This window comes from Colwellia aquaemaris (assembly GCF_057548755.1).
On the sequence record NZ_BAAJLV010000001.1, the window covers coordinates 114163 to 130140 of the forward strand.

Annotated in this window: 14 protein-coding genes; 11 read left to right on the forward strand and 3 right to left on the reverse strand. The window is 38.7% G+C overall.

What is annotated here, in order from left to right; translation table 11 throughout:
* The first annotated feature begins 176 nt into the window (after positions 1-176).
* Both AC27HL_RS00560 and AC27HL_RS00565 read left to right on the forward strand, forming a co-directional pair.
* On the forward strand, positions 177-2654 hold the full coding sequence (locus tag AC27HL_RS00560; protein WP_487078169.1) for a TonB-dependent receptor plug domain-containing protein: 2478 nt from the start codon (positions 177-179) through the stop codon (positions 2652-2654).
* 188 nt (positions 2655-2842) lie between these two features.
* Positions 2843-5461 carry an EAL domain-containing protein gene (locus AC27HL_RS00565; RefSeq protein WP_487078171.1) on the forward strand — a complete coding sequence of 873 codons (2619 nt, stop codon included), beginning with the start codon at positions 2843-2845 and terminating at the stop codon, positions 5459-5461.
* A gap of 23 nt (positions 5462-5484) precedes the next feature.
* Here AC27HL_RS00565 and AC27HL_RS00570 read toward each other — a convergent pair whose 3' ends face one another.
* Positions 5485-6465 (reverse strand): hypothetical protein, encoded by a 981-nt coding sequence (locus AC27HL_RS00570; RefSeq protein ID WP_487078173.1) that lies wholly within the window; start codon positions 6463-6465, stop codon positions 5485-5487.
* Between the two features lie 91 nt (positions 6466-6556).
* Between AC27HL_RS00570 and tatA the strand changes: the two genes are divergently transcribed.
* The 8 genes from tatA to AC27HL_RS00610 are packed head-to-tail and all read left to right on the forward strand — an operon-like array spanning position 6557 to position 12584.
* Entirely contained in the window at positions 6557-6790 is a 234-nt protein-coding gene (gene tatA, locus AC27HL_RS00575; RefSeq protein WP_487078175.1) for a Sec-independent protein translocase subunit TatA, read from the forward strand.
* Positions 6790-7158, forward strand: coding sequence for a Sec-independent protein translocase protein TatB (gene tatB / locus AC27HL_RS00580; protein WP_487078177.1), 369 nt, complete (start codon positions 6790-6792; stop codon positions 7156-7158). The genes tatA and tatB overlap by 1 nt, the downstream gene beginning before the upstream one ends.
* Entirely contained in the window at positions 7155-7907 is a 753-nt protein-coding gene (tatC, locus tag AC27HL_RS00585) for a twin-arginine translocase subunit TatC (protein ID WP_487078179.1), read from the forward strand. The genes tatB and tatC overlap by 4 nt, the downstream gene beginning before the upstream one ends.
* Positions 7907-8428, forward strand: a complete 522-nt coding sequence (locus AC27HL_RS00590; protein WP_487078181.1) for a hypothetical protein — start codon at positions 7907-7909, stop codon at positions 8426-8428. The genes tatC and AC27HL_RS00590 overlap by 1 nt, the downstream gene beginning before the upstream one ends.
* Before the next feature lie 21 nt (positions 8429-8449).
* A complete protein-coding gene (locus tag AC27HL_RS00595) occupies positions 8450-9235 on the forward strand; it encodes a TatD family hydrolase (protein ID WP_487078183.1) in 786 nt (261 codons plus the stop codon).
* A gap of 1 nt (position 9236) precedes the next feature.
* Positions 9237-10685, forward strand: a complete 1449-nt coding sequence (locus tag AC27HL_RS00600) for a sensor domain-containing diguanylate cyclase (RefSeq protein ID WP_487078185.1) — start codon at positions 9237-9239, stop codon at positions 10683-10685.
* A gap of 19 nt (positions 10686-10704) precedes the next feature.
* The gene (gene hemB, locus AC27HL_RS00605) at positions 10705-11715 is read left to right on the forward strand and encodes a porphobilinogen synthase (RefSeq protein WP_487078187.1); all 1011 of its coding nucleotides are present in this window, start codon (positions 10705-10707) and stop codon (positions 11713-11715) included.
* Between the two features lie 17 nt (positions 11716-11732).
* On the forward strand, positions 11733-12584 hold the full coding sequence (locus AC27HL_RS00610; protein ID WP_487078189.1) for a DMT family transporter: 852 nt from the start codon (positions 11733-11735) through the stop codon (positions 12582-12584).
* Here AC27HL_RS00610 and AC27HL_RS00615 read toward each other — a convergent pair.
* Both AC27HL_RS00615 and rhlB read right to left on the reverse strand, forming a co-directional pair.
* Positions 12577-14085 carry a Ppx/GppA phosphatase family protein gene (locus tag AC27HL_RS00615; protein ID WP_487078191.1) on the reverse strand — a complete coding sequence of 503 codons (1509 nt, stop codon included), beginning with the start codon at positions 14083-14085 and terminating at the stop codon, positions 12577-12579. The genes AC27HL_RS00610 and AC27HL_RS00615 overlap by 8 nt on opposite strands.
* 3 nt (positions 14086-14088) lie before the next feature.
* The gene (gene rhlB / locus AC27HL_RS00620) at positions 14089-15354 is read right to left on the reverse strand and encodes an ATP-dependent RNA helicase RhlB (RefSeq protein ID WP_487078193.1); all 1266 of its coding nucleotides are present in this window, start codon (positions 15352-15354) and stop codon (positions 14089-14091) included.
* 188 nt (positions 15355-15542) lie between these two features.
* Between rhlB and trxA the strand changes: the two genes are divergently transcribed.
* Complete coding sequence (trxA, locus tag AC27HL_RS00625) at positions 15543-15869, forward strand: thioredoxin TrxA (protein WP_085300150.1); 327 nt, start codon at positions 15543-15545, stop codon at positions 15867-15869.
* Positions 15870-15978: the final 109 nt, after the last annotated feature.

Below are 15978 nucleotides of genomic sequence, written 5' to 3' on the forward strand. Positions count from 1 at the left end.
ACTGAATTGGTAGTACCTGTTGACTAAATGTAACGATTTAACCTGAATTAACATAGTCGTGCCAGCTAATACAACTCTCCAACATTAAATAACAAACCTCAGTGAACTTTTATCGCAAGATGAATTTAGGCGATAACAAGCCAATAAAAAAATAGTAAATGATGTTGGAGAATTAGATGTATTCAAAGAAAACCCTAAGTGACGCGATTCGTGTTGCTGTGCTAGCGAGTGCAGCGAGCTCGATAGCTGTTACCAACCTAGCCACTGCCGCTGAAGAAACAGCAACAAGTGTTGAACGAATTGAAGTGACTGGTTCGCGTATTAATCGCACCGATGTTGAAACAGCGAGCCCTGTGACAGTTATTTCATCAGAATTTATTGCCCAAAGTGGTTATAACTCAGTAGAAGAAATTTTGTCTGCGCAACCTACCGCCGCTGGTATGAACTTAGGTGCAACGACTAACAATGGCTCTGGCGGCTCAGCGACCGTTAACCTGCGTGGTATGGGGGCACAACGTACATTAGTATTGCTAAATGGCCGTCGAATGGTGTCGTCAGGTACCGGCGCAGATTCGGCAGTAGATTTAAATACTATTCCTGTTGCCATGATCAAAAATATAGAAATATTAAAAGATGGTGCCTCAGCCGTTTACGGCTCAGATGCGATAGCTGGTGTGGTGAATATCATCACCAAAAAAGATTTTGTTGGCACCGAATTAACCGTTGATGGCAGCCAAACAGATAAAGGTGATGGTACCAGTAAAGGTATCAGTATTTTACACGGTTTAGAGTTAGCTGATGGTAACTTGGTCATTGGTTTACAATATTCTGACCGTGGTGAAATTATTCAATCAGATCGTGATTTTGTTAAACCAGGGCAGTCTTCATTTATTCCTGAAGGCTCACTTGGCGGTAAAGTACCCGATGGTGAAGGTGGCTTTAAAGACCGAGAGACTTCGTACGACTACACTGACGATAGCTATGCGCAAACACCCAATGAGCTATTAAGTTTTTTTACGGCCTATAACACAGAGTTAGACTCAGATACGGAATTAAATGTCGATTTTATGTACACCCGTCGTGAGTCAAATCAGCAAATGGCACCACAACCTGCCAGTATTGATCTAGCAGTATGTCAATCAATGGATGCTGATCCTGACTCTTGTATAGAACTAGGTGATACGCTTATTCCTGAGTTGAAAGAACTAGAATACCGTCGTCGCATGACAGATGCTGGCCCGCGCATTTTTGAACAAGAAACTGATACTTATCGTGCCTCTATTGGCCTAAAAGGCTACCTAGAAAATGATGCAATTTGGGAAGTTTCAGCAACTTATGGCCGTAATGATTCAAAAGATCGCGTACAGAATTCAATTCATGCTGGTAATATGGAGAAAAGTATTTATCAGGATCAATCATTATGGTTTAGTGGTGACCCGATTGAACGAGACACTCTGCTATCTCAAGGAATTATTTATACCGAGAACAACGAAGGTGGCAATGAACAATTTACGTTAGCAGCTGGCTATAGTGGCGTAACAGAAAGTGATATTGGTTATGCGGTAGGGTTTGAAACTCGTCATGAAAGTGGTTATTACACGCCGGATGAAGTAACACAGGCTGGTGAAAGTACTGCAGCTCAACAAGACCCAACAGATGGTGACTATTCGGTGCAGTCAGTTTATGGTGAGGTATCAGTACCGGTTACAGATGAGTTAACAGTTGAAGCCGCAACTCGTTACGATGAATACTCTACCTTTGGTGGTGAATTGACTTGGAAGTTAGGGGCAACCTATCGCTTTAGTGATTCTTTTATGATGCGTTCAGTTGCTGCAACCGGTTTTAGGGCGCCAAATGTTAGTGAATTATACGGCGGTAATAGCGGCTCGTTCGATTACTTAACTGACCCGTGGGGTAATGAACAAGACGAACAAATTAAAGTTAATTACACAAGTGATGAAAGCTTGCAGCCAGAAGAAAGTGAGTCATTCACTTTAGGTGCGGTTTGGGAAGTCACTGATGGTTTATCAACAACGTTAGATTACTGGAAATTTGATATCACCAATGCCATTAGCCGTGTTGATGTACAAAAAGAACTAAATGCCTGTTTTGACGGTATGCAAGCGTCGTGTGAAGCCATTAATGTCACTGCAGATGGTGATTTATCTCAGATGACATCAGCATTAACCAATATCGGCTCACAAAAAACCTCCGGGATTGATTGGAATATCAGCTTTAGTCATGAGTTATTTAAAGTGACTTTAGATACCACTTACCTAATTGAGTTTGAACAAGATGGTACAGAATATACTGGTACTATTGACGGTAATATCGGTGGTTATTCTGAAATAAAATCAAATCTTTCTGTTCAGGGTTTTGTCACTGAAGATTTCACCGTGTTGTACAGTGCTCAGTATATTCAGGGGATGGATGGCGAGTATTACGGAGATAAATTCTCAACAGATAATGTGGTTTATCATAATGTATCGGCGTCATATCATATTAACGATCAATGGATTGTTAACGGTGGCGTGAAAAATGCTTTTGACACTGAGCCAGAAGCAGTGCTTGGCGGAAATGACATGGGAACAGTACCAAGTATATATGATGTTGTTGGCCGAACTATGTTTGTTAGTACCACATACAATTTTTAGTAATATTTTTTGTGAAATGAAAACGGTGGTGTAGCCACCGTTTTTTATTTTGTATGCAATTAATTACGGTTAAATGGGCATTTGTGATCAATCACACAGAATAATTACAACTCAGGTCTAGCCAAAAAATTTTAATTTGTTAGACTAAACGTACAAAAATAATACTAATAATAGATGGAATTTCCGTAATGGAGCCGAGGGCGAAGGATAATATCCACGCGATACGCCAACTTCCAAAGTTAAAGTCGTTATTAAAAAAATATCGACAACTTAAAACCATGCAGTCAGGTTTATTGCAGCTGTCAGAATTGGCCAGCACGGTAACCGACATGGATGCGTTTTATCACGCTCTTGAATCAGTGATTAAAACCTTAATGGTCACTGATAGCTTTCATATCGCCTTATTAAATGCTGACGACGAATTACAACTAAGTTATTGCCATAACCCAGTTGAAATGCGGTTACGTGAACATGTTGACTTAGCAAATTGGCGAAAAAGTCTTACCGGTTTAGTTTTACAACGACAACAACCTTTACATTGTTCTGCCAAAGAGCGAATGGCGCTGGCTAAAGCTGATGAAATCGTATTATACGGTTCAGTATGTGTTGATTGGTTAGGTGTACCTTTGCTGCGGGGTCAGCAAGTCATTGGTGTTATAGCTTTGCAAAGCTATGACGAAAAATTATATTTTTCAGAACGTGACTGTCAAATATTGGAGTTTATTGCCGAACACTTAGTAACAGCCATTGATCGTGTGCGAAGTAGAGAGCTTTTGGAGTCAAGTATTCGACAACGTACATTAAAGCTCACGGAAACTAATCAACAGTTACAGCGAGAAATTGTTGAACGACAACAAGCCGTTAAAACTCATCAGGTTTTATTAAATATTTCTGAGTTAACAGCGAAAACGCAATCAATAGATCACTTTTATCAAGTTTTACATCAAGAAGTTAAAAAGTTACTCGCTGCGAATAATTTTTATATCGCTTTACTTTCAGAAGATAAAACCGAATTAGAATTTCCATATTATTGTGATGAGAAGCTGGCGCCACCGAAAACTAGGAAGTTAAGTAATGGCTTATCTGAGCTGGCAATTAGTACTGCAAAGCCTGTGTTATTAACGGATAGAATTGTTTATACGCTAGCCTCTCAGGGCGAGATTACTCAGCGCGCTTTTAATTTGAATTACCCTGAAAATGAATTACCTAAATCTTGGTTAGCAGCGCCTTTATCGGATCAGGGGGATATATTTGGTGTCATAGCGATACAGCATTATCAAGATGATAAAGCCTATCAGAGCAAAGATTTAGAATTGATGCGCTTTGTCAGCCATCATATATCAGTAGCCATATTACGACATAAAACACAACAACAAGCTTTGCGGAGTAATGAAGCACTTGAGCAAGTTATTAATAAACGTACTCAAGAATTGCAAGCAACCAACCTTAATTTACGCATGCAAATTGAAGAGCGTCGAAAAGCTGAAGCTCGTTTGTACCATGAAGCACACCATGATGCTTTAACTCAGTTACCTAATAGGGCGATGTTTTCAGATCGCTTAACTTATTCAATTAGGCACTTAAAGCGTCACCCAAACCATAGATTTGCTGTTTTATTTATAGATTTAGATCGCTTTAAAATGATTAATGACACGCTAGGACATCATGCTGGAGACCAATTCTTAATTGAAATTTCTCAACGCTTACGTGAATGTGTGCGTGACAATGATATTCTTGCTCGTTTAGGTGGTGATGAGTTTGTTGTGCTATTGGACTCTTTGCAATCACTCGAAGATGTTGAAGAAATCGCCTCTCGAATTATCAATTCTATCGAGCAACCCTTCGAATTAGAGGGGCATACGCTATACTCAAATGCCAGTATAGGAATTGCGCAAAGTCGTGTTAGTTATAAAAACTCCAATGAAATTCTTCGCGATGCTGATGCGGCTATGTACCAAGCGAAGAGCTTAGGAAGGGGGCGCTATGTCTTTTTTGATGACAGTATGCGAGAACAACTTATTGCTAGTATGACCTTAGAACAAGAATTAAGGCAAGCAATTAAAAGTAAACAATTTGAGTTACATTATCAGCAAATTTCAGACTTATCATTAACCAACACTCTAGGTTTTGAAGTTTTACTACGCTGGCAACACCCAACTAAGGGGTTACTAACACCAAGCGAGTTTCTGTTTATGGCAGAAGAAACGGGTATGATTTTAGAAATTGAAACTTGGGTGATTGAAGAAGTATGCTTACAGTTAAAATTGTGGAAGCAATCTAGTGAATATCAACATGCCTATATTGGTGTAAATTTATCGGGTCGACATTTAACACAAGCCAATCAACTAGCAAAACTTATTGAATTAATTAATGTAAACACTATAGAGCCAGAGCGTCTTATTCTTGAGTTTAATGAGTCGGCGTTTGCTCGTCATACTGAATTAGCATTAAAAGGTTTACGAAAATTAAAAGAGTTTGGTGTTAAATTAGCATTAGATGATTACGGTGCAGGACTATCATCATTTAACTTTTTGCATAATTACCCCTTTGAATTTATTAAACTTGACCGTAGTTTTGTTCGCACATTGAATCATAATGAGAAGAACCTTTCTTTAGTTAAGGCATTACATGAATTAGGTACTAATTTTGGCTATCGTTTGGTTGCTGAAGGTATCGAATCAGAAGAAATGCTGCAAAAGTTGCAAACGGTCGGTTGTGAATATGGTCAAGGCTATCACATTAGTCGCCCTGGGAAGATATCTAAAGAAAAAGTTGAAGATAATGTGATTGAGATGTATCGCGCCTAATCGCATTTTATACGTTTAAGTATTTAGCCTTTATGGAAAAAACCTTCAACTCTTAAGGCAATACCCGGGGTTGTAGTGTAGTTTTCTTGCTCAGGAAACTCTAAAAAAGGCTCTACCTCGAAAAACAACCAGTCTCGTAATGCGTTAAATCGGTATCGATAACCTAAAGTATAATTATCAATAACAAAACCACGAGCACCATTGCGCTCTCCTTCTACTTGCAAACTTATTACAGACGCTGTGGTTTCGTTAATTTGGTGTAGCTTGTATATGCCGTGTTTCCAACGGATTCCGCTAAAAGCAGCAGAGCCTCGAATGCTGTAATTTATGCGAAACTGAGAGCTTTTATCGATTTGATAGTCATACTCAAGCAGTAGCTTTGCGCCGAGTCCGTCATCTAAATAATAATACAGTGAAGGTTCTATTAAAAAGCCTTGTTGCTCACCAAATTCAAAGTTACGTTTATGCTTTGCTCTAACAAAAATATCTCCGCCTGAAATACCTAAGCGATAATTCATTAACTTTTTTCTATTTTTTTTCTCAGTGTAATTGAGCGCTAAAGAAAACTTTTCATCTTCAGCTTGTGGGTTCGCATTGGCTGACTCTAATGGTAGATTAATCAGTTCATCATCAGTTTCATCTGAAAGCACTATGCTCGCTTTATTTTGAAAATGAGGTAATTTAACGCGTACGCGAAACCGTGTTTCAATGTCATTCCAATCACGACTTTTTGGCAACCAGGCAAAACGAATTTTAGCCGTTGTGGTTGGTGATTGCTGTTCGCTATCATTTGCAATAAAAAAACTATCAAACCATTGCGCTGATTGATAAACAGAATTAGAAACTGTTTCATGCAATCCTTGCATCCAGTGATCATCTTTTTCTTCAGCAGTTACACTTGCTTTTGGGCTTTGTTCTGCAAGTACTGATGTTGCAAATGCAAAGTAAAATAAAACTAGGCCAAACAGCCTGTAACACAGTTTTTTACAATACATTTTTATCAAAATTTGTTTTACCTCATTATTTAGCATATCAGTTGATGATTTTTTTTCTATAAACTTTATAATGAATTCAATTAAATTATAGGGGTTTTTTATGGGCGGTATAAGTATTTGGCAATTATTAATTATTGCAGTGATTGTTGTGTTGTTATTTGGTACTAAGAAATTGCGTAATTTGGGCTCTGATTTGGGCTCAGCAGTTAAAGGGTTTAAGAATGCCGTAACAGATGAAACAGCCAAAAAAGAAGAAACAACAGATGCTGAGAGCATAGCGGATAAGTCAGCTGAGCAAAATAAAGTCTCTGAAAAAGAGAAAGATCAAGCCTAATGTTTGATATTGGCTTTTGGGAATTATTATTAATCGCGATTATTGGGCTAGTGGTACTTGGGCCTGAGCGATTACCCGTGGCAATTCGAACAGTTCGTGGTTGGATGAGCAGTATCCGAAGCTTTAGTGATGGCGTGAAGAATGAACTTTCTGAAGAGCTTCGTATCCAAGAGTTACATGCTAATTTAAAGAAAGCAGAACAGTCGGGTATGAAAAACCTTTCACCAGAGGTGGCAGCGTCAGTTAAGTCGCTGCAAGAAGCTGCCGATATGGTGAATAAGCCGTATCAAACAGCTGAAAAAAAAGACAGTTCTTTTGAAGAAACTGAGCCCTCTCACGATAAAATAATTGATAAGCAGGATAAATGAGTTCAGGCGCTAAGCAAAACTACACGTTATTTGATCATTTACTAGAATTACGAACTCGACTTCTACATGCTGTATTAGGTGTATTGGTGGTGTTTTGTTGCATGATCTACTTTGCTCAAGATATCTATCAGTACGTTGCACAGCCATTATTAGAAGTAATGCCTACCGGCACACAAATGATAGCGACAGATGTGGCTTCACCATTTTTTACGCCATTTAAGTTGACGATTGTATTAGCTATTTTTGTAGCAATGCCGTACATTTTGTATCAACTTTGGTCATTTATTGCCCCCGGGTTATATCAGAATGAAAAACGTTTAATTGCGCCGTTAATGTTTGGTAGCACCTTGTTGTTTTATGGTGGTATAGCGTTCGCCTATTATATTGTTTTTCCGGTAGCTTTTGCTTTTTTCTCGTCTGTTGCACCCGACGGTGTAACCATTGCGACAGATATAAGTAGCTATTTAGATTTTGTCTTAAAGCTATTCTTTGCTTTTGGCATGGCTTTTGAAATTCCAATAGCAATAATCTTAATGTGTTGGACTGGCATGACAAGTCCGGATAGTTTACGTGCTAAACGTCCATATATTGTTGTTGGCGCTTTTGTTATGGGCATGCTATTAACACCTCCAGATATTATTTCACAAACGATGTTAGCTGTGCCTATGCTGCTGCTCTTTGAGGCAGGGGTTATTATTGCTTCTTTATATCATCGTGAAGAAGAACCTGAACCTAAGGAAGAAAAATAATGAAAAAAATTACCTTCATCTCGTTAGCCTGTGCTGGGTTAACGACACTCTCTGTATGTGCGGATACTCTGACCACACAATTAGCTCAATGTGCACAAGTTCAAGACAGCTTAGCGCGCTTGGTTTGTTACGATGATTTAGTAAAAACAGCATCTTTGCCATCCGTTAGTAAGAAGCAAACAGTAATTGTGAGCAAAGAGTCTAAAAAACCATCAGTACCGTCTTCTTCTTCGGTGTTAAGTAAAGAAGCGAGTTTTGGTGCTGAGCATTTGAATAATAAGAATGTAAGTGAAGAAGACTTACAAGTTGTATTTACAGTTGATAAAGTAAAAAAAGATCAACATGGTAAATGGCGTTTTACTTTTAAAAATGGCCAACAATGGAAACAAACCGATGACAGCTATTTTAAAGTTAAAGCAGGTGAAAGCGTGCTTTTGAAAAAAGGTGTGCTTGACGCTATTTATTTAAAGAAAAATGATTCGAATTCTAATCGAAAAATACGTGTAAAACGTGTTAAATAAAATATTTGAGTAGACTCTCTTTTGATTGATGTTGGTGTTAATTTAACCAATACACGCTTTGACAAAGACCGGTCAGCGGTAATCGAGCGTGCTCAATTAGCGGATATTAGTGCTATGTTAGTAACAGGCACTAATATCACCGAGAGTAAAAAAGCCGTATCACTTTGTCAGCAGTATCCTAAGTTTTTATATGCTACTGCCGGTGTTCATCCGCATGATGCTGATCATGTTCCGCCACATTATATTGAAACCCTAAAAGACCTAGCACAGAACGAGTGCGTTAAGGCAATAGGTGAATGTGGTTTAGATTTTAATCGAAATTTCTCCTCACCAGAAAATCAACAGCGTGTTTTTGCAGAGCAAGTTGAACTTGCACAGCATTTAGGGCTACCGCTATTTTTACATCAGCGCGACGCATTTACGCCTTGGTTTAATATTTTGAAACCTTATATTGGTCAGGTCCCTGCTTGCATTGCTCATTGTTTTACCGGTACTAAGGTTGAATTAGAGCAGTGTTTAGATGCTGGTATGTATATTGGTATTACGGGATGGGTTTGTGATGAGCGACGCGGACAGTCTTTACGAGATATTGTGCCTTTAATTCCGTTAGAGCAATTGATGATTGAAACTGACGCACCCTACTTAACGCCTAGAACCATTCGTCCTAAGCCCAAAAGTAGCAGAAATGAGCCAAGTTATTTACCGTATGTGGTTGCTATGCTGGCGGAGTTAAAAGGATGTAGTGAGCAAGAGCTGATTGTTCAGACACGTCGCAATAGCGAAAATGTTTTTAATATAAGTAGTTAACATGCCTAGCCGCTATTTTTTTATTATTTTTGCTATTACGTTTCTAATGTCTTTACCGGTTTATTCTCAAATGACGACAATGACTGCTATAGCGAGTGAGACAACATTTTTTCCAGCGGCTATGCATGTCCATCTTCAGCATAGTTTTATCGGTAGTAGTTTAATTCTTGCGTTAATGTGCTTTGCCTGGGCACGAGCTTTACGAAGTTACAGCATGGCTATTTTAGCATTATACTTTTCAGTGAAGTCATTATGGGTGCTTGCTGATGGTGGTATTTCTTTTGTAGCGCTGTTTACGGCAAATGCGCATTTATTAAAAATTGAACATACGCTATTTTCAGCGCTTTCTATAATGGTATTGATGGCGTTTACCGCTAATTTATTTGCATTGAAAAAGCATAATTATTACTACTTTCTGTGGTTGAAACGCCTAGCGATTATTATTTTTCTTTCAATACCATTAAGCTATTTTCTAACTCAGTTGGACATAGCTTTATTAACACAAGTACTGACAAGCTTAGGTTTACTGCCATTACTTTACATTGCTCGAAATTTACCTGAACAACAAAGTCATTTGTCGTTAACCTACTCAGTAATGCTGTTAGTGCAATTAAGCTTTAATCTTATTGCCTATATTTTGCACTTTGTAGGTGTTGATGTACAAGCTATTAATTGTATCGATATGCTAGCGTTTTGGGTTATGGCTATTATGGTCACCTATATTATGGGACGACGTTATTACAGCCATTTGCAAGACGTAAAATTAGCAAAACAGCAAGTTGTATCTAGTGCTAAAGCATCTGAAATTGCACAGAAAAAATTGTTTGCGGTGCAACAGGAAGGGCAAGAGCTACTCGAAAGTCGAGTGCAGGAAAGAACATTAGAGCTCAATATTGCATTACAAGAGTTAGAAACAGTTAATCAAGAGCTAAAAGAAAAAAGCACGGTTGATGAATTATCAGGGCTTTATAATCGCCGATATTACGATCAAAAATTATTGGCGGAATTTAGACGTAGCCGACGTAATTTAACACCGCTAAGTATTGTTTTGGTGGACATAGATCATTTCAAGCAAGTGAATGATAATCATGGTCACTTAGTCGGTGATAAATGTATTGTTGAAACCGCTAATATTATTAAATCTTTATTGCGACGCAGTACCGACATCGGTTGTCGTTATGGTGGTGAAGAATTTTGTTTGATACTACCCGAAACAGATGGTAAAGGCGCTTTAGCTCTTGCACATGAGGTCTGTCAAAGCGTAAGAGAGCAAGGCGTTTTAACTAATGAAGGTATTATTAACTTAACGGTTAGTTGTGGTGTTACAACCTATCAGCAAGAGAAATCTGTGACACCGGAAATTATGTTTTCAAGCGCAGATAGCGCGCTTTATAAAGCTAAGCAAGCTGGTCGAAATCAAGTCCAAGTGGGCTTGTTAAACGAAATTTAAATTATGGTAGGAAATGAAAATGAATAATAGTTTTGGTCAATACCCTGCTCGTCGCTTGCGCCGTATGCGCAGTGATGATTTTTCTCGTCGCTTAATGTCTGAGCACCAGCTTAGTGTTAATGATCTTATTTATCCTGTGTTTGTTTTAGAAGGTGAAAATCAGCGCGAAATTATAGAGTCTATGCCAGGCGTTGAGCGTAAAAGTATTGATTTACTATTAGCAGAATGTCAGGAGTTAGTGGACTTAGGTATTCCTGCCATTGCTATTTTTCCAGTAACACCAGCTGAAGGTAAGTCTTTAATGGCAGAAGAAGCTTATAATCCTGATGGTTTGGCGCAACGTACTGTCAGAGCAATCAAAGCTAAGTTTCCATCGTTAGGTGTTATTACTGATGTTGCATTAGATCCTTTTACTACCCATGGTCAAGACGGCATTATTGATGAAGAAGGTTATGTATTAAACGAAGTAACCAAAGATATTTTGGTTAAGCAAGCCTTATCTCATGCACAAGCAGGAGCTGACGTTGTAGCACCATCAGATATGATGGATGGCCGTGTTGGTGCGATTCGAGAAGAGTTAGAAAAGCATAATTTTGTTAATACTAAAATATTGGCATATTCAGCAAAATATGCATCGAATTACTATGGTCCATTTCGCGATGCGGTCGGCTCAGCAGGTAATATTAAAGGTGGTAATAAATACTCTTATCAAATGGATCCAGCCAACAGTAATGAAGCCTTGCATGAAATCGCACAAGATATTCATGAGGGTGCTGATATGGTCATGGTTAAGCCAGGAATGCCATATTTAGATATTGTTCGCCGTGTGAAAGATAACTTTCAAGTCCCTACTTATGCTTACCAAGTTAGTGGCGAGTATGCCATGCATATGGCTGCCATTCAAAATGGTTGGTTAGCAGAAAAACCCTGTGTCATGGAAGGTTTATTAGCATTTAAACGTGCCGGTGCCGATGGCATATTAACTTACTTTGCTAAGCAAGTGGCACGTTGGTTAAAAGAACAAGCTTAGTTGACAACAATTACTAGATGACAAGTTATCGTACAGCAATAACCGCGCTACATAGCGCGGTTTTATTGTTTGCTTTATCCGGTTTATTTGGCAAATGGTTAGCAATTTCACCGAGTGTTATTGTTTTCGGTCGAGCATTTTTTGCAGCTATCACCCTTGTGGTTTTTATTAAAATTGTTCAAAAACAGCCACTAAAAGTTGCAGGGAAAACCTTATTAGTTATGGCAATATCTGGTGCAATTTTAGCATTGCACTGGTTAAGTTTTTTTCAGTCTATCCAAGTATCAAATGTTGCTATTGGACTAATTACCTTCGCAACTTTTCCGGTTTTTGTCAGTGTGCTTGAGCCGCTATTTTTTAAAGAACCCATTCGAATTAAGGCTCTTTATCAAGCGGTGTTAACCTTGTTAGGAGTAGCCTTAGTATTGCCGTTGCAGAATCTATCAGTAGATGCTATTTCAGGGCTTTACTGGGGAGGGTTATCAGCATTTCTTTTTGCCGTGTTGGCAATGATAAATCGCCTTTACGTTCGCAAGGTATCACCACAATGCGTCGCCTGTTATCAAAATTTATTTGCCAGTATTACATTGCTACCACTAGTCATATTTTCTGTTGTTAGTCCGACATTAATCGAGTTATCTTTGCTGATTTTATTGGGGGTTGTCTTTACTGCGCTAGCTCATACTCTTTATAATTTAGCTTTAACGCGTTTAAATGCCTCGACAGTCAGTATTGCTGTCTCGCTAGAGCCTATTTATGGCATTGTGGCCGCTTTTTTATTTCTAAATGAAGCATTGACACCAATAATGATAATGGGTGCTGGTTTAGTGATTTTAGCTAATGCTTGGGCGGCAAAAACGGCTAGCTAGTATGAATACTTAGTAATAACTTTATTTGTGTAAAGTGCTGAGTTTCTTGCTGCAGTTCATCAGCAATTAGTGGGTGTTGCTCTAGCCAACTTTTTGGCAAATTAAGCTGAATACCCTGCTCTTTGATAGCTAAAGCATGGCTTGGTAGTTCAGCTTCAGTGCGGTCACGACAGAGAATAATTGCAAGGCGAAATAGCGCCAATAACTTATTTGCCTGCGTTTCACTTATAGCAGATTGCTTCGCTAGTTCATTAGCATCTATATCGCCTTTATAAAGTGTTACAAACATAATGAGTAATTGTCGATCATTTAAACTAAAACCGGCTAAGTCAGCGTGATGTAGAATGTAAGCACTGTGCTGCTGATGATTTTTGTACGCTAATAACAAGCCTATTTCATGTAGGTCACAAGCGGCCTGTAAAATTTCAAAAGCATTGTCTGTAGTTAATTGCCAAGCAGTACTTGCTTGCCTAAAAAGCTCTGCAACTTGTTGTTTAACCATGCTGGCATGTTGTTGATCAATATGAAATCTTTGTAATAATGCTGATATCGTTTGCTGCCGAATATTATTATGGCGACTATTAGGTAGCATTTCGTAAAGTAGGCCTTCTCGCAATGCGCCGCTCGATAGGGTTAGTGACTCAATAGACAATTGCTGAAATAAGGCTATTAGTACTGATAAACCGCTAGCGATTACTGGGCTTCGTTCAGCTGAAAGTCCTGCAATTTCGATGTCTTTGATATTAGAAAAAGTGAGTACTTGTTGCTGAATTTGATATAAAAATTCTAAACAAATTCGTGCAGGCTTATGCTGGTGTAGCAGTATTTCGGCCAATGCTTGCATAGTACCTGAGCCGCCCAAAACACATTGCCAGCCAATATCTTGGTACTCATCACGTATAGGCTTAATTATTTGCTCTGCAGCGTTGATGGCTTGTGTAAAGTTGTCTGGGCTTATGATGCCATTTGGGAAAAATTGCTGGTTAAACGTGACACAACCCATATCAAGACTAATGGCTTTTTTTACGTTGAAGCCATGGCCAGCAATTATTTCAGTACTGGCGCCGCCAATATCTAAAATGAGTCTTTGATCTGCACTACAGCTAGTATGAGCAACGCCTAAGTAGATATTTTTAGCTTCTTCAATACCGCTAAGTAAGGTTATTTTGTGTTTTAAAACTTGCTCTGCTTGGGTAATAAAATCAGCGCGATTTTTCGCCAACCTTAGTGTTGCGGTGGCAACAATACGAATATTTTCCTTAGGGATATTTTGTAAACGTTCGGCAAAGAAACTTAAACATTCTATACCTTTGGCAATTGCTGCTTCAGAGAGAATGTTATCGTTATTTAAACCCGAAGCAAGTCGTACTTTTCGTTTGATTTTATCGACAACCTGCACGCTATCGGCAAGTTGTCGAGTAATCAACATGTGAAAACTGTTAGAGCCTAAATCGATCACCGCATACAGAGGCGGCAAAGTCCCTTCTTTGGTGAACGTCATTGACTAACGGTTCCTTTGTTGCCTATTTCCACCACTACGATTGCGGTTTTGGCCACCATTGTGCGGTTTATGACGACGCTGGCGCGGTTTTGGTTTAGGCAAATCTGTTAGTAACGCATCATGATCATACTTACTAACGGGTAATGTGTGTTCAATATAGCTTTCAATTGCTGGCAAATTAAAAACATATTGCTCACAGGCTAAACTAATCGCATGTCCGGTTGCGCCTGCGCGCCCTGTTCTACCGATACGATGAACATAATCCTCACAATCGTCTGGTAGGTCATAGTTAAAAACGTGGGTAACGGCAGGAATATGTAAACCACGCGCTGCAACATCTGTTGCCACTAAAACATCTAAATGTCCGGCCGTAAATTGTTCTAATATTTTTAGACGTTTCTTTTGTACAACATCGCCGGTTAGTAAACCTACGCGAATTTTATCGGCATCAAGATGAGCATGTATTTTTTCACAAACATGTTTTGTATTGGCAAAAATAATGGCTTTTTCAGGCCAATCTTCCTCAATTAACGTTTGCAGTAATGGCATTTTATCTTCATTTGAAGGATAAAATAGCTCTTCTGAAATACGTAGATTGGTTTTTTGTTCCGGCTCTATTTCAACACTGTCTGGCTCATTCATGTGTTCAAAGGCTAGTTCTTTGACACGAAACGACAAGGTTGCAGAAAACAGCATGCTTAAGCGTTCTGTTGCTGCCGGCATTTTTCTGAACATATAGCGAATATCTTTAATAAAGCCTAAATCGAACATGCGATCCGCTTCATCAAGGACGACAGCTTCAATATTGTTTAGGTTGTAAATACCTTGTTTTAGGTAATCGATTAAACGGCCACAAGTACCGATTAAAATATCAACACCTTGTTCTAATTCTTGACGTTGGCTTTCATACCCTTCACCGCCATAAACACAACCTAAACGTAAGCCAGTGCTTTTTGCCATTTCAATGGCATCGCGATGAATTTGAATGGCAAGCTCACGTGTTGGTGCCATAATAAGTGCGCGTGGTTGCTTATGCGTAACATTTTTCTTTTGTAATAAATGATGAAATGTTGCTGCTAAAAAGGCGATAGTTTTACCTTCACCAGTTTGTGCTTGGCCTGCTATATCTTTACCTTTTAACAGGATAGGAAGAGACTTTGCTTGAATTGATGTGCAATATTCAAAGCCCATAGATTCGAGGCCAGTAACTACCGTTGGCTCGAGCTTAAGTTCCGAGAACTTTATTTCAGTTAAGTGTGTTTTTTTCATACCGCTAGCTTAACAGGTTACGTGATTTAATAGAAATGAGATTTAGTAAAATTGCCGGATAAATTTGTCGCATTAGTTGATTTTGAAATTAAATGCCCATAACTGTTATATATGATTGTTGGTAATTCAAGATGATGAAGGTATAATCTTAACCAATTGGCATAGTGCCACCATTAATGGAGATATAAATGAGCGATAAAATTGTTCAGTTAACTGATGATAGTTTTGACTCTGATGTGATCAATGCATCAGGCCTTGTTCTAGTTGATTTCTGGGCTGAGTGGTGTGGTCCATGTAAAATGATCGCGCCGTTGTTAAACGACGTTGCTGAAGAATACGCTGACAAGGTGACTGTTGGTAAATTAAACATTGACCAAAATTCAAATACCCCACCTAAGTATGGTATTCGCGGTATTCCTACCCTATTACTATTCAAAGATGGTGTAGTTGCAGATACCAAAGTTGGCGCATTATCGAAAACTCAATTAAAAGAGTTTATTGATAACAACTTGTAATAAAAAGGTCCGATATTCGGGCCTTTTTGTTTTTTAGTTAAAGATCAAGCAGGTGATCCTTTACCTGTTTTGTTTTTAATGCTAAGTTTAACATTCGAAAGAAAATAAC

Excerpts from the sequence above, each read along its gene's own strand:
- AC27HL_RS00560 (WP_487078169.1), top strand. The coding sequence starts at position 177 with ATGTATTCAAAGAAAACCCTAAGTGACGCGATTCGTGTTGCTGTGCTA.
- AC27HL_RS00565 (WP_487078171.1), top strand. The coding sequence starts at position 2,843 with ATGGAGCCGAGGGCGAAGGATAATATCCACGCGATACGCCAACTTCCA.
- tatA (WP_487078175.1), top strand. The coding sequence starts at position 6,557 with ATGGGCGGTATAAGTATTTGGCAATTATTAATTATTGCAGTGATTGTT.
- tatB (WP_487078177.1), top strand. The coding sequence starts at position 6,790 with ATGTTTGATATTGGCTTTTGGGAATTATTATTAATCGCGATTATTGGG.
- tatC (WP_487078179.1), top strand. The coding sequence starts at position 7,155 with ATGAGTTCAGGCGCTAAGCAAAACTACACGTTATTTGATCATTTACTA.
- AC27HL_RS00590 (WP_487078181.1), top strand. The coding sequence starts at position 7,907 with ATGAAAAAAATTACCTTCATCTCGTTAGCCTGTGCTGGGTTAACGACA.
- AC27HL_RS00600 (WP_487078185.1), top strand. The coding sequence starts at position 9,237 with ATGCCTAGCCGCTATTTTTTTATTATTTTTGCTATTACGTTTCTAATG.
- hemB (WP_487078187.1), top strand. The coding sequence starts at position 10,705 with ATGAATAATAGTTTTGGTCAATACCCTGCTCGTCGCTTGCGCCGTATG.
- AC27HL_RS00610 (WP_487078189.1), top strand. The coding sequence starts at position 11,733 with ATGACAAGTTATCGTACAGCAATAACCGCGCTACATAGCGCGGTTTTA.
- AC27HL_RS00615 (WP_487078191.1), bottom strand. The coding sequence starts at position 14,085 with ATGACGTTCACCAAAGAAGGGACTTTGCCGCCTCTGTATGCGGTGATC.
- rhlB (WP_487078193.1), bottom strand. The coding sequence starts at position 15,354 with ATGAAAAAAACACACTTAACTGAAATAAAGTTCTCGGAACTTAAGCTC.
- trxA (WP_085300150.1), top strand. The coding sequence starts at position 15,543 with ATGAGCGATAAAATTGTTCAGTTAACTGATGATAGTTTTGACTCTGAT.